The organism is Pseudomonas sp. G2-4 (genome assembly GCF_030064125.1).
In the GTDB taxonomy this organism is placed as follows: Bacteria; Pseudomonadota; Gammaproteobacteria; order Pseudomonadales; family Pseudomonadaceae; genus Aquipseudomonas.
On the sequence record NZ_CP125957.1, the window covers coordinates 1,200,326 to 1,218,843 of the forward strand.

15 protein-coding genes are annotated in these 18,518 nt (G+C 62.7%); 11 read left to right on the plus strand and 4 right to left on the minus strand.

What is annotated here, in order from left to right; all coding sequences use genetic code 11:
* Window position 1 precedes the first annotated feature (1 nt).
* The 4 genes from QNH97_RS05275 to QNH97_RS05290 all read right to left on the minus strand — a co-directional run bounded on the left by QNH97_RS05275 (window position 2) and on the right by QNH97_RS05290 (window position 5,075).
* Entirely contained in the window at window positions 2-1,039 is a 1,038-nt protein-coding gene (locus tag QNH97_RS05275) for an ABC transporter ATP-binding protein (protein ID WP_283555911.1), read from the minus strand.
* A gap of 227 nt (window positions 1,040-1,266) precedes the next feature.
* Complete coding sequence (gene ydcS / locus QNH97_RS05280) at window positions 1,267-2,418, minus strand: putative ABC transporter substrate-binding protein YdcS (protein ID WP_283555912.1); 1,152 nt, start codon at window positions 2,416-2,418, stop codon at window positions 1,267-1,269.
* Between the two features lie 80 nt (window positions 2,419-2,498).
* The gene (locus QNH97_RS05285; protein ID WP_283555913.1) at window positions 2,499-3,956 is read right to left on the minus strand and encodes a gamma-aminobutyraldehyde dehydrogenase; all 1,458 of its coding nucleotides are present in this window, start codon (window positions 3,954-3,956) and stop codon (window positions 2,499-2,501) included.
* Window positions 3,957-4,160: 204 nt separating this feature from the next.
* Window positions 4,161-5,075 (minus strand): LysR family transcriptional regulator, encoded by a 915-nt coding sequence (locus QNH97_RS05290; RefSeq protein ID WP_283555914.1) that lies wholly within the window; start codon window positions 5,073-5,075, stop codon window positions 4,161-4,163.
* Window positions 5,076-5,250: 175 nt separating this feature from the next.
* Here QNH97_RS05290 and QNH97_RS05295 point away from each other — a divergent pair, with 175 nt between their 5' ends.
* The 11 genes from QNH97_RS05295 to QNH97_RS05345 all read left to right on the plus strand — a co-directional run bounded on the left by QNH97_RS05295 (window position 5,251) and on the right by QNH97_RS05345 (window position 18,442).
* Window positions 5,251-5,961 carry a tellurite resistance TerB family protein gene (locus QNH97_RS05295; protein WP_283555915.1) on the plus strand — a complete coding sequence of 237 codons (711 nt, stop codon included), beginning with the start codon at window positions 5,251-5,253 and terminating at the stop codon, window positions 5,959-5,961.
* Window positions 5,962-6,234: 273 nt separating this feature from the next.
* Complete coding sequence (locus tag QNH97_RS05300; RefSeq protein WP_283555916.1) at window positions 6,235-7,857, plus strand: methyl-accepting chemotaxis protein; 1,623 nt, start codon at window positions 6,235-6,237, stop codon at window positions 7,855-7,857.
* The gene (locus QNH97_RS05305) at window positions 7,857-8,393 is read left to right on the plus strand and encodes a chemotaxis protein CheW (protein ID WP_283555917.1); all 537 of its coding nucleotides are present in this window, start codon (window positions 7,857-7,859) and stop codon (window positions 8,391-8,393) included. Before QNH97_RS05300 ends, QNH97_RS05305 begins: the two co-directional genes overlap by 1 nt.
* Window positions 8,390-9,652 (plus strand): CheR family methyltransferase, encoded by a 1,263-nt coding sequence (locus QNH97_RS05310; RefSeq protein WP_283555918.1) that lies wholly within the window; start codon window positions 8,390-8,392, stop codon window positions 9,650-9,652. Before QNH97_RS05305 ends, QNH97_RS05310 begins: the two co-directional genes overlap by 4 nt.
* Window positions 9,649-10,320 carry a chemotaxis protein CheW gene (locus tag QNH97_RS05315; RefSeq protein WP_283555919.1) on the plus strand — a complete coding sequence of 224 codons (672 nt, stop codon included), beginning with the start codon at window positions 9,649-9,651 and terminating at the stop codon, window positions 10,318-10,320. The genes QNH97_RS05310 and QNH97_RS05315 overlap by 4 nt, the downstream gene beginning before the upstream one ends.
* Window positions 10,317-12,581 (plus strand): hybrid sensor histidine kinase/response regulator, encoded by a 2,265-nt coding sequence (locus tag QNH97_RS05320; protein ID WP_283555920.1) that lies wholly within the window; start codon window positions 10,317-10,319, stop codon window positions 12,579-12,581. The genes QNH97_RS05315 and QNH97_RS05320 overlap by 4 nt, the downstream gene beginning before the upstream one ends.
* On the plus strand, window positions 12,578-13,588 hold the full coding sequence (locus QNH97_RS05325; RefSeq protein ID WP_283555921.1) for a chemotaxis response regulator protein-glutamate methylesterase: 1,011 nt from the start codon (window positions 12,578-12,580) through the stop codon (window positions 13,586-13,588). Before QNH97_RS05320 ends, QNH97_RS05325 begins: the two co-directional genes overlap by 4 nt.
* A 46-nt stretch (window positions 13,589-13,634) precedes the next feature.
* Window positions 13,635-14,636, plus strand: coding sequence for a response regulator (locus QNH97_RS05330; RefSeq protein WP_283555922.1), 1,002 nt, complete (start codon window positions 13,635-13,637; stop codon window positions 14,634-14,636).
* 281 nt (window positions 14,637-14,917) lie between these two features.
* Window positions 14,918-16,013, plus strand: a protein-coding gene (gene prfB, locus QNH97_RS05335) for a peptide chain release factor 2 (RefSeq protein ID WP_283555923.1) whose coding sequence is annotated in 2 segments (ribosomal slippage) — window positions 14,918-14,989 and window positions 14,991-16,013 — 1,095 coding nt in all. Because the reading frame shifts where the segments join, the coding sequence is not laid out codon by codon here.
* Between the two features lie 108 nt (window positions 16,014-16,121).
* Window positions 16,122-17,624, plus strand: coding sequence for a lysine--tRNA ligase (lysS, locus tag QNH97_RS05340; RefSeq protein WP_283555924.1), 1,503 nt, complete (start codon window positions 16,122-16,124; stop codon window positions 17,622-17,624).
* A 113-nt stretch (window positions 17,625-17,737) separates the two neighbouring features.
* Complete coding sequence (locus QNH97_RS05345; protein ID WP_283557428.1) at window positions 17,738-18,442, plus strand: TetR/AcrR family transcriptional regulator; 705 nt, start codon at window positions 17,738-17,740, stop codon at window positions 18,440-18,442.
* Window positions 18,443-18,518: the final 76 nt, after the last annotated feature.

Genomic DNA, 18,518 nt, shown 5'->3' on the forward strand with positions numbered 1-18,518 from the left:
CTCACACCTCGCTGCCGACGGTGTCATGCAGCGCGATCATCGCCTCGCGGGCCCAGCGTACGGTTAGTTGCTGGCCGGTCTGGTGCTGGGCGCCGGTGTCGACCCACTGGGTGTTGGCCTGGCTGAGGTTCAGGGTCTGGCCGTTCTCAAGCTTCAATTCATAGCGTGTGGCGCTGCCCTGGTACTGGATGTCGTGAAGCAGGCCGTGGACTTCGATTTCATGAGCGGCCAACGGCCCTTCGGCGAAACGCACGTGTTCCGGGCGTATAGAGAACGGCTGTGGATTGCCGCTCAGTTGCCGGGCCAGCTCGCCACGAATCACATTGGAGGTGCCGACGAATTCGGCGACGAAGGTGGTCGCCGGCTTCATGTACAGGTTGCGCGGCGTATCGACCTGTTCGATGCGACCCTTGTTGAACACCGCCACGCGGTCGGACATCGACAAGGCTTCGGTCTGGTCGTGGGTGACGAAAATGAAGGTGATGCCCAACTGGCGTTGCAGTTTCTTCAACTCGCCCTGCATCTGTTCGCGCAGCTTCAAGTCGAGGGCGCCCAGGGGTTCGTCCAGCAGCAACACTCGCGGGCGATTGACCAACGCACGGGCCAGGGCCACACGCTGGCGCTGGCCGCCGGAGAGCTGCACCGGCTTGCGGTCGCCGTAGCCGCCCAAGGCGACCATTTCCAGCGCTTCATCGGCGCGCTTGATGCGTTCGGCCTTGGCAACGCCTTTGACTTTCAGGCCGTAGGCCACGTTGTCGCGCACATTCATGTGCGGGAAGAGGGCGTAATCCTGGAAAACCGTGTTGACGTCCCGCTGATAGGGCGGCAGCCCGGCGGCTTCTTCGCCGTGGATGCGGATCGAACCGGCGCTGGGTTGTTCGAACCCGGCGATCAGTCGCAGGCAGGTGGTCTTGCCTGAGCCGGAGGGACCCAGCATGGAAAAGAACTCGCCGTCCTGGATGTCGATGGAAACCCGGTCAACGGCCTTCACTTCGCCAAACTGACGGGAGACCTGGGAGAATTGGACTGCAAGCGTCATGGTGCGGTGCTCCAAAAAGCGGGGCGGGTATGAAATTTCAACGGTTGGAACGCGGTCCCGTGGCGAGGGAGCTTGCTCCCGCTGGGTGGCGCAGCCACCCCAAAACCAGCCGATGCGGTGGGTCAGGTCATACCGCGTTGGTCTGTTTTGGGCGTGCTGCGCACGCCAGCGGGAGCAAGCTCCCTCGCCACAGGGTTAACCATGTCCCCCAAACAGGTTACTGCGACTTACCGCCCACCCATGATCGCAATGTAGTCCTGGGTCCAGCGGCTGTACGGCACGAACTTGCCGCCTTCGGCCTGTGGGGTTTTCCAGAAGGCGATCTTGTCGAACTGGTCGAAGCCATTGGTCTTGCAGCCTTCGGCTCCGAGCAGTTCGCTGCCCTGGCACGCCGCAGGTACCGCAGGCAAGGAGCCGAACCACGCGGCCACGTCACCCTGGACTTTCGGTTGCAGCGACCAGTCCATCCATTTGTACGCGCAGTTGGGGTGCTTGGCCTCGGTGTGGAGCATCGTGGTGTCGGCCCAACCGGTGGCGCCTTCTTTCGGAATGGTCGAGGCGATCGGTTGTTTTTCGTTCATCAGGCCGTTGACCTGGTACGGCCAGGCGCCGGACGCCACCACGCCTTCGTTCTTGAAATCGCTCATCTGCACGGTGGTGTCGTGCCAGTAACGGTGGATCAACGGTTGCTGGGCCCGCAGCAGTTCCAGCACGGCCTTGTATTGCGCTTCGTCGAGTTGGTACGGGTCCTTGATGCCCAGCTCAGGCTTGGCGGTCTTGAGGTACAACGCCGCGTCGGCGATGTAGATAGGGCCATCGTAGGCTTGCACGCGGCCCTTGTTGGGCTTGCCGTCAGGCAGGTCCTGGGCACTGAACAGCACGCTCCAACTGGTGGGCGCCTGCTTGAACACCTCAGTGTTGTACATCAGCACGTTCGGACCCCACTGGTACGGGGCGCCGTAGGTCTGCTGGTTGACCACGTACCACGGTGCATCCTTGAGGCGCGGGTCGAGGTTTTTCCAGTTGGGGATCAGCGCCGTGTTGATCGGCTGTACACGCTTGCCGGCAATCAGCCGCAGCGAGGCGTCGCCGGAGGCGGTGACCAGGTCGTAGCCGCCCTTGGTCATCAGGCTGACCATTTCGTCGGACGTCGCGGCGGTTTTCACATTGACCTTGCAGCCGGTTTCCTTCTCGAAACCGCTCACCCAGTCGTAGGCCTTGTCGCTTTCGCCCCGTTCGATATAGCCCGGCCAGGCGACGATATCCAGTTGGCCTTCGCCAGCACCAACCGCCTTGAGCGGTTCGGCGGCCTGGAGGCCGACGCTGGTCAGCAGCGCCGTGGCGATGGCGCTGAGCAATGCGGTCTTGTGCGCGTACATGGAAATCCCTCTTGCTTTAATTATGGTCGGGGCAGTTGAGAAGCGTGTCGCTGGTTATTGTTTTAGCTTAGCCTTGCAGCTCAAAACTCCCGGCCATGCCGGGCCATGATATGGCGTACCACGCTGTAGTCCTGGAGCGAGTCACTGGACAGATCCTTCCCATAGCCGGAGCGTTTCAGACCGCCGTGGGGCATTTCGCTGACCAGCATGAAGTGACTGTTGATCCAGGTGCAGCCGTATTGCAGCCGCGCGGCGACCTGCATCGCTTTGTCCAGGTTCTGTGTCCATACCGAGGAGGCCAGGCCGTATTCGGAATCGTTGGCCCAGTCCACCGCCTGGCTGAGTTCGTCGAAGCGGGTCACGGTGACGACCGGGCCGAACACCTCCCGCTGGACGATTTCATCGGTTTGCTTGCAGCCGGCCAGCAGGGTGGGCTGGTAATAGAAGCCAGCGCCGGAGTGCGCCGCCGCACCGGTGATGCGCTCGATATGCGGCTGCCCAAGGGCGCGCTCGACGAAACTGGCGACGCGGTCGCGCTGGCGGGTGCTGATCAGCGGGCCGATTTCATTGTCGGCATCGCGCTTGCCGGCAAAGCGCAAGCTGCTGACCGCCGCGCCGAGCTCGGCCACCAGTTGGTCGTGAATTCCGCCCTGGGCGTAGATCCGGCACGCGGCGGTGCAATCCTGCCCGGCGTTGTAATAACCGTAGGTGCGCACGCCTTCGATCACCGCCTGGAGGTCGGCGTCGTTGCACACGATCACCGGCGCCTTGCCGCCCAGCTCCAAGTGCGTGCGTTTGAGGGTTTTCGCCGCGGCCTGGAGGATCTTCTGCCCGGTGACGATATCGCCGGTCAACGAAACCATGCGCACTTTGGGGTGGCTGACCAGATGGCTGCCCACCCCTTCGCCGCCTCCACAGATGATGTTGATCACGCCGCGCGGCAGGATCTGGGCCAGGATCGGCGCCAGGGCCAGGATCGACAGTGGTGTGTGTTCCGACGGCTTGAACACCAGCGTATTGCCGGCGGCCAGGGCCGGGGCGATTTTCCACGCGGCCATCATGATCGGGTAGTTCCACGGCGCAATGGACGCCACTACGCCAATCGGGTCGCGGCGCACCATGCTGGTGTAGCCGGGCAGGTACTCACCACTGAGCTGACCCGTCTGGCAGCGCACCGCGCCGGCAAAGAAACGGAACACGTCCACCGTGGCGCTCAGGTCATCCTGGCGCGCCAAATGCAGCGGCTTGCCGCAGTTCAGGGATTCCAGGCGGGCCAGGTAATCGGCGTTTTTTTCGATGGCGCTGGCGATTTCCAGCAGCAGGTTCGAACGTTGTTGCGGTGTGGTGCGCGACCATCCGTCGAAGGCGCTGTGGGCGGCCAGGATCGCGGCTTCGACTTGCTCGGTGCTGGCCTCGGCAATGTGGGCCAGTACTTCGCCGGTGGCCGGATTGAGAATGGGCTCGACAAAGCCCTGGCCTGCGACCAGTTCTCCGTCGATCAGCAACGCGGTGCACAACGGAGTTTGCGTGCCAGCCATGTCCGACTTCTCTTTTTATATCGGTTGAAACACAGAACCTGTGGGAGCGAGCTTGCTCGCGATGGCGGTCTATCAGTCGACATTACTTTGCTGACACTCCGTCATCGCGAGCAAGCTCGCTCCCACAATGGATTGTGGTGATGCAGCAAGACTAGTGCTCAGCCTTAAAGCCGACAAATTCTAAATACTCAAGGCTACATTCGATTAAATAGATGGCTTGCGGCCGCCGTAAGGTTGCTCCCGCGCGACGGTCAAGAACGGGTCGACCAGGGCCGGTCGCGCCGTGCCTCGACGCCACGCCAGACCGACGTCGAGGGTCTGGCTGAGGTCGGCAATCGGTCGCGCTTCAATGATGTCGCCTTCCAGTGACCAGGGACGGTAGGTCATGTCCGGCTGGATCGACACGCCAAGCCCCGCCGCCACCAGGCTTCGCACCGCTTCGGTCGAGGCGGTACGCAGCGTGATCTTCGGTTGCAGGCCGGCGCCGCGCCACAGGCGCTGGGCGTTGCGGTCCATTTCATCGACGTTGAGCTGGATCAGTGGCTCGCGGGCCACGTCGGCCAGATTGATGCTGTCGTGTTCCAGCAACGGGTGCTGGGCTGGCAGCCACAAGCGGTGGGGTGAATGGGTCAGCACTTCGGTCTGCAAGGCATGGCGGTCTTCCAGGTTGGACAGGATCAGCACTCCGACATCGATTTCACCGCTGACCAATAAATGTTCGATGTACGGCCGTTCGTCTTCCATGACACGAATTTCCACATTGGGATAGGCGCGTTGGAAGCGGGTCAGCAGATCCGCCAGATAATAACCGGCGACCAGGCTGGTGACCCCGATGGTGACGTGGCCGGCCACCTGGTCGGTGCTTTGCTGCAGGCTGCGCTTGGCGTTGTCGACGGTGGCGAGGATCAAGTGGGCCTGGCGCAGGAATTGATGCCCTTGGTGGGTCAGGGTCATGCCCTTGGCGTGGCGGTTGAACAGGCTGACGCCGATTTCCTGCTCCAACTGCTGGATGGCCAGGGTCAAGGTGGATTGGGAGATGAAGGCTGTTTGTGCGGCGGCGGAGATCGAGCCGGTTTCGGCCACGGCGATGAAATGGCGGATCTGACGCAGCGTCATCATGGACGAATACCCGGTGGGCGGTTTTATCGATGAGCGTGAGTGTATATCGTTTTTTCTGAACGGTAGCCTGAGTCTTAGGCAACATCTCGAAGCAATCTTGCCGCAGACACCGGGCACTTTCGTTCTAGGCTGGTGGCCTTAATGATCCGGTTACCCGAATGCGTGGAGGCAGCAAATGAACACTCGTGGATTGCTCGATCAGCTACTCAAGTCCGGTCAGGAAATGTTGCAGAACAAGACTGGCGGCTCCCAAGGCAAGTCTTCCGGTGGTCTGGGCGGATTGCTCGGCGGCTCCGGCAACTTGGGCGGCATGCTTTCCGGCGCGGGTGGCGGGGCACTGGCCGCCGGGGCCATGGGCCTGTTGCTGGGTAATAAGAAAGCCCGCAACTTCGGCGGCAAGGCATTGACCTATGGTGGCCTGGCCGCTCTGGGCGTGATCGCCTATAAAGCCTATGGCAATTGGCAGGCCCAGCAGGGCACCGCGCCGAAAACCGAACCGCAGACCCTGGACCGCGTTCCTGCGGCGCAGGTTGAGCAACACAGCCAGGCGATCCTCACGGCGCTGGTGGCGGCGGCCAAGGCCGATGGTCATGTGGACGAGCGTGAGCGTCAATTGATCGAAGGTGAATTCACCAAGCTCGACAATGATCAGGAACTGCAACACTGGCTGCACGCCGAACTCAACAAGCCCCTGGACCCCGTCGACGTCGCCCGCGCCGCCAGCACCCCGGAAATGGCCGCGGAAATGTACATCGCCAGCGTGATGCTGGTAGACGAAGAAAGCTTCATGGAGAAATCCTACCTTGATGAACTGGCGCGCCAGCTCAAGCTGGAGCCCGGATTGAAGGCGGAACTGGAGAAGCAGGTGCGGCAGGCGGCCCTATAAAATAGAAACAGTCTCGACATACCTTGTGGGAGCGAGCTTGCTCGCGATGGCGGTGGATCAGTCAATAATAAGTTGGCCGGCACACCGCTATCGCGAGCAAGCTCGCTCCCACAGTGGTTTTGTGGCGTGTGTTGAAATTGGGGCTCTCATCTACCGCTGAGAGATCAGTGAACCTCGCCGTTGCCACACTCAATCTTCGCCCCACCTCGCCTTAAGAAGCCACCCAAGCCTCGGCTATACTCCCCAGCATTTCAAAGTCCCCGAGGTTTTACTGTGAAGAACTGGACGTTGCGCCAACGCATCCTGGCGAGTTTCGCTGTGATCATCGCCATCATGCTGCTGATGGTGCTCGTCTCGTATTCACGGCTGTTAAAGATCGAAGACGGTGAAGAGCGGGTGCGTGCCGATGCGGTGCCAGGGGTGTATTACAGCTCCATGATTCGCGGGGGCTGGGTCGACAGCTACGTCCTGACCCAACAGATCGTCGGCCTCTCGGGGAATCGGGAAATCACCGCCGATGACAAGGCTCGCTACCAGGGCTTCGAACAGCATCTGCGCGAGGAGATCCAGCACTATCAAAAGCTGATCCAGGATCCGGTCGACCAGACCTCTTTCGATGAGTTCGAGGTGAATCACCAGGCCTTCAACCAGGCGGTGGCAAAGGTTCTGGACCTGTATCAACGCAAGGATTACGAAGGCGCGCGGCTGGCGCTGGAGAAAGAGCTGACGCCGGCCTGGCTCGATGGCCGTGGGCATTTGAACCAAATCATCGAGCGCAATCGTGAACGGGCGGAAAAAGCCGCGCAGACCATTGGCGACGCGGTGACAGCCGCCAAGGTTGCCATGGGCCTGTCGTTTCTCGTGGCGCTGATTGTTGCCGTTCTCTGCGGCCTGTTGTTGATGCGCGCGATCATGGCACCGATGAACCGCATCGTGGAGATCCTCGAGATCATGCGCAGCGGTGACCTGAGCGGACGCCTGAACCTGGCGCGCAAAGATGAATTCGGCGCAGTGGAAACCGGTTTCAACGACATGATGGCTGAGTTGACATCGTTGGTGTCCCAGGCCCAGCGCTCTTCGGTGCAGGTCACCACATCGGTGACCGAGATCGCCGCGACTTCCCGCCAGCAACAGGCCACGGCCACCGAAACCGCGGCCACCACCACCGAGATCGGCGCGACGTCCCGAGAGATTGCCGCCACCTCCCGCGACTTGGTGCGCACCATGACCGAAGTCTCCACCGCCGCCGACCAGGCCTCGGTGGCCGCCGGCTCCGGGCAGCAAGGCCTGGCGCGCATGGAAGAAACCATGCATTCGGTGATGGGCGCCGCCGACCTGGTGAATGCCAAGCTGGCGATCCTCAACGAGAAGGCCGGCAACATCAACCAGATGGTGGTCACTATCGTCAAAGTGGCCGACCAGACCAACCTGCTGTCCCTCAATGCCGCCATCGAAGCCGAGAAGGCCGGCGAGTACGGTCGTGGTTTCGCCGTGGTCGCCACCGAAGTGCGGCGCCTGGCTGATCAAACGGCCGTGGCGACTTATGACATCGAGCAAATGGTGCGCGAGATCCAATCCGCGGTGTCGGCCGGTGTAATGGGCATGGACAAGTTTTCCGAGGAGGTGCGCCGTGGCATGGCCGAGGTGCAGCAGATCGGCGAGCAACTGTCCCAGATCATCCACCAGGTCCAGGCGTTGGCGCCGCGGGTGTTGATGGTCAACGAGGGCATGCAGGCCCAGGCCACCGGTGCCGAGCAGATCAACCACGCTTTGGTTCAACTGGGTGATGCCAGCAGCCAGACCGTGGAGTCCCTGCGCCTGGCCAGTTCCGCCATCGATGAACTCAGCCAGGTGGCCGTGGGGCTGCGCAGTGGCGTTTCGCGTTTCAAAGTCTGATGGGCGAGTTCGAGACCCGACGTGGCGCCGCGCCGGCGGCCCGGCAAACGCTGTTCCTGGTGTTTCGCATCGGTAGCGAGCGCTATGCCCTGCAGGCCATCGACGTGGTGGAAGTGCTGCCGCGCCTGCCGCTCAAGCCGATTGCCCGGGCGCCGTCCTGGGTGGCGGGCGTGTTTGCCTGGCGCGGCGCGGTGGTGCCGGTGATCGACCTGTGCACCCTGACCTTCGGCCATGGCGCCACGGCCCGCACCAGCACGCGATTGGTGCTCGTGCACTACCGCCCCGACGCGCAGCAGGCGGGGCAGGTGCTGGGGTTGATCCTGGAACAGGCCACCGACACCTTGCGCTGCGATCCGGCGGATTTCCGGCCCTATGGCCTGGACAACCGGCAGGCGCCGTACCTGGGCCCGGTGCGCGAAGACGCCCAGGGCTTGCTGCAATGGGTACGGGTCAATGACCTGCTCGATGAGTCGGTTCGTGCCGTGTTGTTCCCCACGCCGCCGCTGAACCTCGATGACCTCGAGGTCCTGCCATGAGTAACGACCAGCGCTTTTTCGACTTCCTCAAAGAGCGTATCGGCCTGGATGTCACCTCCGTCGGCACCGCCATCATCGAACGGGCGCTGCGCCAACGCATCAGTGCCCAATCGGAGCGAACCGCCGATGCCTACTGGCAATGCCTGCAGCACTCGGCCGATGAGCAGCAAGCTCTGATTGAAGCGGTGATCGTCCCGGAGACCTGGTTCTTCCGCTATCCCGAATCCTTCGCGACCCTTGCCAAACTGGCGGTCAAGCGCTTGACCGAGATAAGGCACCTGCGGGCGCTGCGCATCCTCAGTTTGCCGTGTTCCACCGGCGAAGAACCTTATTCCATCGCCATGGCCTTGCTTGACGCGGGCGTGGGGCCTCATCAATTCAAGGTCGATGGGCTGGATGTCAGCCCACTGTCGGTGGAGCGAGCCAAGGAGGCGCGCTACGGCAAGAATTCCTTCCGTGGCGCCGACCTGGTTTTTCGCGAGCGGCATTTCACCGCCGAAAATGATGGCTATCGCCTCAGTGAGCGGGTGCGCGAACAGGTGCGCCTGCAGGTGGGCAACCTGCTGGACCCAGCCCTGCTAGTGAACGAGGCGCCTTATGATTTTGTGTTCTGCCGCAACTTGCTGATTTATTTTGACCAGCCGACCCAGCAGCAGGTATTCGCGGTGCTCAAGCGCCTGACCCATGAGGATGGGGTACTGTTTATCGGCCCCGCAGAGGGCAGTTTGCTGGGGCGATTGGGCCTGCGCTCGATCGGTATTGCCCAGTCGTTCGCCTTCAGTCGTCAGGGGGGGCCGCAGCCTCAGCCGGTGCCTGCCTTGATGCCGACTCCGCTGCCGGTTCGCCCGCTGCCGCGAGTGGTCCCCCCTGTGATTCAGCCCCGGCCGTTTGCAGGAAGTGCGAGCCCGGTCACCGAACCGAAAAGCAGCGACGCCGCAACACTGCTGGCCCACATCGCCGCCCTGGCCAACAGCGGCAAAAGCGCCGAGGCCCGGGCTGCCTGCGAGCAGTACGTGCGCAGCCATGCACCGGCGGCCCAGGTGTTCTACTGGCTGGGATTGCTCAGCGACATGTCTGGCAGTGCACTCGAGGCCCAGGGTTATTATCGCAAGGCGCTTTATCTTGAACCGCAACACGCCGAGGCCCTGGTGCATCTGGCGGCGCTGCTGGCTTCCCAGGGCGACGTGGCCGGTGCCCGTCGATTGCAGGAACGTGCCGCCCGCAGCGGGCGCGCGGCTGACAGTGAGCGTAAACAATGAGCGATTCGGCTTTTTACAACGTCACCCAAGACGACGCCCAGGCCATCGACGACTGCTGGAATCGCATCGGGGTGCATGGCGACCAATCCTGCCCGCTGTTGGTCGAGCATATCCATTGCCGCAATTGTTCGGTGTATTCGGCGGCCGCCACCCGGCTGCTTGACCGCTATGCCTTGCAGCACGACGACCGCGACCTGGCCCTTGCGCCGCTGGACACGGAGGTCGTCACTCGCTCGCTGTTGATGTTCCGCCTGGGCGAAGAGTGGCTGGCCCTGACCACTCGCAGCCTGGTGGAAGTGGCGCCGTTGCAGCCGATTCATTCGTTGCCCCATCAGCGTTCACGGGCCTTGTTGGGCGTGGCGAATGTACGCGGCGCGCTGGTGGCCTGTCTGTCGCTGGTGGAACTGCTGGGCCTGGAACCCGGTGGGGCGGCGGTTTCCTCCGGGCGAATCATGCCGCGCATGTTGATTGTCGCGGCCCCGGGCGGGCCGGTGGTGGTGCCGGTGGACGAGGTGGACGGCATCCATGCCATCGACGAACGCGTCCTGGCGAATGCTTCGCAATCGGCCGGTAAATACACGCGCGGCGTGTTGCAGTACAAGGATCGCAGCCTGCGCTGGCTGGACGAAGAACAGCTATTGTCCGCGGTGACCCGGAGCCTGTCATGACCCCCGATCAGATGCGCGACGCCTCATTGCTTGAGCTGTTCAGCCTGGAAGCCGAAGCCCAGACCCAAGTGTTGAGCGCCGGCCTGCTGGCCCTGGAACGCGACCCGACCCAGGCCGATCACCTTGAATCGTGCATGCGCGCGGCCCATTCCCTCAAGGGCGCGGCGCGGATCGTCGGGGTGGACGCCGGGGTCAGCGTGGCCCACGTGATGGAAGACTGCCTGGTCAGCGCCCAGGAGCGACGACTGGTCCTGAGCGCCGTACACATCGACGCCTTGCTGCAAGGCACCGACCTGCTGACGCGCATCGCTACGCCGGGCAACACTGTCGGCGCTCCGGAGATTGACGCGTACGTGGCGCTGATGGGGCGTTTGCTCGATTCCTACGCTGGGCAGCCCCTAGCGTCGATACCCCTCACCGACGGGCATCCTGTCGAGCCCCAGCGTGTCGAGCTGCCCGAATCCGAGCCAGCCACACCCATGGAGCCAGCCGCCAAAAACAAACGCGTCAGCGAAGGGGGCGAGCGGGTCTTGCGGGTGACGGCTGAACGCCTCAACAGCTTGCTGGACCTGTCGAGCAAATCCCTGGTGGAAACCCAGCGCCTCAAGCCCTGGCTGGCGACGATGCAACGGCTCAAGCGCCAGCAAAGCAACGGCCTGCGCGCCCTTGAAGCGTTGAGCGTGCACCTCAAGGAACACACCCTGAGCCTGCAGGCCCAGGAAGCCCTTGGCGATGCCCGCCGCCTGCTGTCCGAAACCCAGCAGTTGCTGGCACAGAAACACGCGGAACTGGATGAGTTTGCCTGGCAGGCCAGCCAGCGGGCGCAGGTCCTGTACGACACGGCGCTGGCCTGTCGCATGCGCCCATTTGCCGATGTGCTCTCGGGCCAGGCACGCATGGTGCGGGACTTGGGCCGCAGCCTGGGCAAGCAGGTGCGCCTGGAGATTGAAGGCGAGAAAACCCAGGTTGACCGCGACGTGCTGGAAAAGCTTGAAGCACCGCTGACCCACCTGCTGCGCAACGCCGTGGACCACGGTATCGAAACCCCGGAGCAACGGGTGCTGGCCGGCAAGCCCGCTGAAGGCCTGATCCGCTTGCGGGCCTCCCATCAGGCGGGCCTGCTGGTACTGGAGTTGGCGGACGACGGCGCTGGCGTGGACTTGGAACGGTTACGCCGCAGCATCGTCGCGCGCGGGCTTTCCCTCGAGCAAACCGCCGCCAGCCTGAGCGAAGAAGAGCTGCTGACGTTTCTGTTCCTGCCCGGCTTCAGTCTGCGGGACAAGGTCACTGAAGTCTCCGGGCGCGGTGTCGGCCTGGACGCCGTCCAGCATATGGTCCGGCAGTTGCGGGGCGCGGTGGTACTGGAACAGACGGCGGGCGAGGGCAGTCGTTTTCACCTCGAGGTGCCGTTGACGCTCTCGGTGGTGCGTAGCCTGGTGGTGGACGTCGGCGATGAAGCGTATGCCTTTCCCCTGGCCCATATCGAGCGCATGTGCGACTTGGCGCCGGAGGACATTGTGCAGGTCGAAGGTCGCCAGCATTTCTGGCATGAAGGCCGGCATGTGGGGCTGGTCGCCGCCAGCCAGCTACTCAATCGCCCCGCCACGCAGAACAGCGGCCAGAGCCTCAAGGTTGTGGTGATCCGCGAGCGCGACGCCGTCTATGGCGTGGCGGTGGAGCGGTTCATTGGCGAGCGGACCCTGGTGGTGCTGCCCCTGGACGAACGCCTGGGCAAGGTCCAGGACATCTCTGCCGGGGCCTTACTGGATGACGGCTCGGTGGTGCTGATTGTCGATGTCGAAGACCTGCTGCGTTCGGTGGACAAGTTGCTCGATACCGGACGCCTGGAGCGCATCGCCCGGCAGAACCAGACCCAGGCCCCGCGCAAGCGGATCCTGGTGGTGGACGACTCCCTGACCGTGCGCGAGCTGCAACGCAAGCTGTTGCTCAATCGCGGCTACGACGTGGCGGTGGCGGTGGACGGGATGGACGGCTGGAACGCGTTGCGCGCGGAAGACTTCGACCTGCTGATCACCGACATCGACATGCCACGCATGGACGGCATCGAACTGGTATCGCTGCTGCGGCGCGACAACCGTTTGCAGTCGCTACCGGTGATGGTGGTGTCCTACAAGGACCGCGAACAAGATCGCCGTCGTGGCTTGGACGCCGGCGCCGACTATTATCTGGCGAAGGCGAGTTTTCATGACGACGCCTTGCTCGACGCCGTGGTCGAATTGATCGGAGGGGCCCGCGCTTGAAGATCGCCATTGTCAATGACATGCCCCTGGCGGTCGAAGCCTTGCGCCGTGCGCTGGCGTTCGAGCCGGCGCATCAACTGGTCTGGGTGGCCGCCAACGGCGCCGAGGCGGTGCAGCGCTGCGCCGAATACACGCCGGACCTGATCCTGATGGACCTGTTCATGCCAATCATGGATGGCGTGGAGGCCACCCGGCGAATCATGGCCGAAACCCCGTGCGCCATTGTGATTGTCACCGGTGACAGCCAGCAGAACGTCCACCGGGTGTTCGAAGCCATGGGCCATGGAGCCCTGGATGTGGTCGATACGCCGGCCTTGGGCGTGGGTAACCCTGAGAACGCGGCGGCGCCGTTGCTGCGCAAGATCACTAACATCGGTTGGCTGATCGGCGAGCGTGGCAACCCTGAGCGACCCGCGCCGGCGGCCCAACGTGTCTCGGTGTCGCGCAAAAGCCTGGTGGCCATCGGTTCCTCGGCCGGCGGCCCGGCGGCTCTGGAGGTGTTGCTCAAGGCGCTGCCGCGTGATTTTGCCCCGGCCATCGTGCTGGTCCAGCATGTGGACGAGGTGTTTGCCGCGGGCATGGCCGAATGGCTCGGCAGGGCATCGGGCCACAAGGTCCGCCTGGCGCTGCACGGCGAAACGCCACAAAGCGGTACGGTGTTGCTGGCTGGGACCAACCACCATCTTCGCTTGTTGAAAGACGGCACCCTGGCCTACACCGCCGAGCCGGTCAACGAGATCTATCGGCCTTCCATCGACGTATTTTTCGAGAGTGTCGCCCACTTCTGGAGCGGTGATGCGGTGGGCGTTTTACTCACCGGCATGGGCCGCGACGGTGCGCAAGGGCTTAAACTCTTGCGTCAGCAGGGCTGTGTGACCATCGCCCAGGACCAGCAGAGCAGCGCCGTGTACGGCATGCCCAAAGCGGCGGTCGCCATTGATGCGGCCGCGCAGATTCTTGCCTTGGGCAATATCGCGCCACGCTTGGTAGAGATTTTTAACCCATGATGAACCCCCGAACCCTTGCCCCAAGCCGTACTCAGGTAAGCCCCCCATGAATGAATTACAGCTCGACGATTTCAAGAGCGATGAAAACGCCGCCATGGTGCTGCTCGTCGATGACCAGGCCATGATCGGCGAGGCGGTGCGGCGCGGGTTGTCGAACGAAGAGAACATCGACTTCCATTTCTGCTCCGACCCTCACCAGGCCGTCGCCCAAGCGGTTCGCATCAAGCCCACGGTGATTCTCCAGGACCTGGTGATGCCCGGCCTTGACGGCCTGAGCCTGGTGCGCGAGTACCGTAGTCATCCGGCCACTCGCGATATTCCGATCATCGTGCTGTCCACCAAGGAGGACCCGCTGGTCAAGAGCGCGGCGTTCGCCGCTGGCGCCAACGACTACTTGGTCAAACTGCCGGACAACATCGAGCTGGTGGCGCGCATCCGTTATCACTCGCGCTCCTACATGATGCTGTTGCAGCGCGACGCGGCCTACCGCGCCCTGCGGGTCAGCCAGCAGCAGTTGCTCGACACCAACCTGGTGCTGCAACGGTTGATGAACTCCGATGGCCTGACCGGGCTGTCCAATCGTCGGCACTTCGATGAGTACCTGGAGCTGGAGTGGCGCAGGGCGATGCGCGACCAGAGCCAACTGTCGTTGTTGATGATTGATGTGGACTATTTCAAGTCCTACAACGACAACTTTGGCCACGTGGAAGGCGACGAAGCCCTGCGCAAGGTGGCCACCGCGATCCGTGACGCCTGCAGTCGCCCGTCCGACCTGCCGGCTCGCTACGGCGGTGAGGAGTTTGCCCTGGTCTTGCCCAGCACCTCGCCCGGCGGCGCCCGGTTGATGGCCGAAAAGCTGCGCCAGAGCGTCGTCGCCCTGAACATCCCCCATACCGCCCCCGACGCTGGCGGGAACCTCACCGTCAGCGTCGGCGTCTCGACCGTGACGCCGCAGGCGGGTGGTGATTGTCGGCAGCTGATTTCGGCGGCGGACAAAGGGTTGTACATGGCCAAGCACAATGGGCGTAATCGGGTGGGTTTCGAATGACCTTCGGTCGATGATGATGCTTTTGTGGCGAGGGAGCTTGCTCCCGCTGGGGCGCGTAGCGGCCCTGAAACCAGCCAACTCGGTGGATCGGGTTGATTGAGTGGGCCTTTGAGAGGGGGCTGCTGCGCAGCCCAGCGGGAGCAAGCTCCCTCGCCACGGGGCCGGTGTTGAGCCATGTCCCTGAGTTTCATGCCCCGAAAGCCGCCAGGCGGGCTGCCGCTGGCGTTTGATTACGTTATACTCGCCGGCTTTCAAAAGTTCGCCAACGAGTGCTGCCCGCCATGGAAATCAACCCGATCCTTAACACCATCAAGGACCTGTCCGAGCGCTCCGAAACTATTCGGGGGTATCTTTGACTACGATCAAAAGCATGAGCGTCTGACCGAGGTCAATCGCGAGCTTGAAGATCCGAACGTCTGGAACAAACCTGAATACGCCCAGGAACTGGGCCGCGAGCGTTCTGCGCTGGCGCAGATCGTCGAGACCCTGGACGAGTTGTCCAGCGGCCTGGCCGATTGCCGCGACCTGCTGGACATGGCTGTCGAAGAAAACGACGAAGGCGCGGTCGGCGATGTGGTCGCCGAGCTGACACGTCTCGACGAGGCCCTGGCCAAGCTGGAATTCCGTCGCATGTTCAGCGGCGAGATGGACATGAACAACGCCTACCTGGACATCCAGGCCGGTTCCGGCGGAACCGAGGCCCAGGACTGGGCCAACATCCTGCTGCGCATGTACCTGCGCTGGGCCGACAAACGCGGTTTCGACGCGACCATCATGGAGCTGTCGGCCGGTGAAGTCGCCGGGATCAAGGGCGCCACTGTGCACATCAAGGGCGAATACGCCTTTGGCTGGCTGCGTACCGAGATCGGCGTGCACCGCCTGGTGCGCAAGAGCCCGTTCGACTCCGGCAACCGTCGCCACACCTCGTTCTCGGCCGTCTTCGTGTCGCCGGAAATCGATGACAACATCGAAATCGACATCAACCCGTCGGACCTGCGCATCGACACCTACCGTTCCTCCGGGGCCGGTGGCCAGCACGTTAACACCACCGATTCGGCCGTACGGATTACCCACGTACCGACCAATACCGTGGTCAGCTGCCAGAACGAGCGCTCCCAGCACGCCAACAAAGACACCGCGATGAAGATGTTGCGGGCCCGTTTGTACGAGCAGGAAGTGCAGAAGCGCAACGCGGCGTCCCAGGCCCTGGAAGACACCAAGTCGGACATCGGCTGGGGTCACCAGATCCGTTCGTACGTGCTCGACGCTTCGCGGATCAAGGACCTGCGCACCAACATCGAACGCAGCGACTGCGACAAGGTGCTCGACGGCGACATCGACGAATACCTGGTGGCGAGCCTCAAACAAGGGCTGTAACGCGACACCCATGCGGTGGGCAGGCACGCTTCCACAGGAAGCGAGGCTTGCCCGCAAACTCCGGCCCGGGGCCGGGGGCAACGAACCTGTGATGGAATCCTTAAAGACATGAGCGACCTAGAACTCGACCCGCAAGCCCTGCAACAGGAAGAAAACTCCCTGATCGCCCTGCGCAAGGAAAAGCTTGCTGCCGAGCGCGCCAAGGGCCAGGCCTTCCCCAACGACTTCCGCCGCGACGCCTACTGCGACGCCTTGCAGAAGAAGTACGCGGACAAGACCAAGGAAGAGCTGGCCGAGGCGGCGATTCCAGTCAAGGTTGCCGGTCGTATCATGCTCGACCGTGGTTCGTTCATGGTGATCCAGGACATGACTGGTCGCATCCAGGTCTACGTCAACCGCAAGACCCTGCCGGAAGAAACCCTGGCCGCCGTCAAGACCTGGGACCTGGGCGACATCATTGCCGCCGAAGGCACCCTGGCCCGTTCCGGCAAGGGCGACCTGTACGTCGAAATGACCAGCGTGCGCCTGCTGACCAAATCCCTGCGCCCGCTGCCGGACAAGCACCATGGCCTGACCGATACCGAGCAGCGCTATCGCCAGCGCTACGTCGACCTGATCGTCAACGAAGAGGTGCGCCAGACCTTCCGCGTCCGTTCGCAGGTCATCGCCCACATCCGCAGTTTCCTGATGAAGCGTGACTTCCTCGAAGTCGAGACGCCGATGCTGCAGACCATCCCCGGCGGTGCGGCGGCCAAGCCGTTCGAGACTCACCACAACGCCCTGGACATGGAAATGTTCCTGCGCATCGCGCCGGAGCTGTACCTCAAGCGGTTGGTGGTCGGCGGGTTCGAGAAAGTCTTCGAGATCAACCGCAACTTCCGTAACGAAGGCGTTTCGACCCGGCACAACCCCGAGTTCACCATGCTCGAGTTCTATCAGGCCTACGCCGACTACGAAGACAACATGGACCTGACCGAAGAACTGTTCCGCGAGCTCGCGCAGCTTGTTCTCGGGACCACCGACGTGCCCTACGGCGACAAGGTGTTCCACTTCGGCGAGCCGTTCGTGCGCCTGTCGGTGTTCGATTCGATCCTCAAGTACAACCCGGACCTCACCGCGGCTGACCTGCAGGACATCGACAAGGCCCGTGCCATCGCCAAGAAGGCCGGCGCCAAGGTGCTCGGCTTCGAAGGCCTGGGCAAGCTGCAAGTGATGATTTTCGAAGAGCTGGTGGAGCATAAGCTGGAACAGCCGCACTTCATCACCCAGTACCCGTTCGAAGTGTCGCCGCTGGCCCGTCGTAACGACGAGAATCCAAGTGTCACCGACCGTTTCGAGCTGTTCATCGGTGGCCGTGAAATCGCCAATGCCTACTCCGAGCTCAACGATGCCGAGGACCAGGCCGAGCGCTTCATGGCCCAGGTGGCCGACAAGGACGCTGGCGACGACGAAGCCATGCACTACGATGCCGACTTCGTGCGTGCACTGGAGTACGGCATGCCGCCGACGGCGGGCGAAGGCATTGGCATTGATCGCCTGGTGATGTTGTTGACCAACTCACCGTCGATCCGGGATGTGATCCTCTTCCCGCACATGCGGCCCCAAGCGTAAGTGTTTCAATTAAAAAGCCGCCTGGAAGGGCGGCTTTTTATTGCCTGTCTGGTACAAACGTATCAAATGGTTACTTCTGAAATAGCGAGGAAAGACCTGTCGTGAATCGTGCAATGGTTCCAGAAGGTGCAGCGGGTGTTGCCACTGCTGTCGCTGAAAGTGTTCAGTACCAAGGCCGCAAGGCCAGCCGACAGGGCAGCGAACAGCGTCGCCAGGAGATTCTCGACGCCGCCATGCGCATTGTGGTGCGCGATGGCGTGCGGGCGGTACGGCACCGCGCCGTGGCTGCCGAAGCGGGCGTGCCGCTGTCGGCCACCACGTACTACTTCAAGGACATCGATGACCTGCTCACCGATACCTTCGCCCAGTACGTGGAACGCAGCGCGGCGTTCATGGCCAAACTGTGGACCAATAATGAAGGCCTGTTGCGGGAAATGGTTGCCTACGGGGACGGCAGCGCCGAGTCCCGTTCGCAACTGGCGGACGACATTGCCCGGCTGACCGCCGATTACGTGCAGCACCAACTGGACAGTCGCCGCGAATACCTGATGGCTGAACAGGCCTTCCGCCAGGAAGCGCTGCTCAACCCGCGCCTGGCGGAACTGGTGCGTTCCCACCAGCAGATCCTGTTGCACGGGACGTGTCAGTTTTTCCAGGTATTGGGCTCGCGCGAGCCGCAACAGGATGCCAAAGTGTTGACGGCGATAATCGGACGGATGGAATATCAGGGCTTGCTCAATGGCGCCGAGCCGGTCGCGGCAGAAGAAATGCTCGGCATCCTGACCCGCTACATGCACTTGGTACTGGCGTCGGTGTAGTCGAAGCACCGCAGTCTATGTGGCGAGGGAGCTTGCTCCCGCTTGAGTGCGCAGCACTCACCAAAAAAAGGGGGCC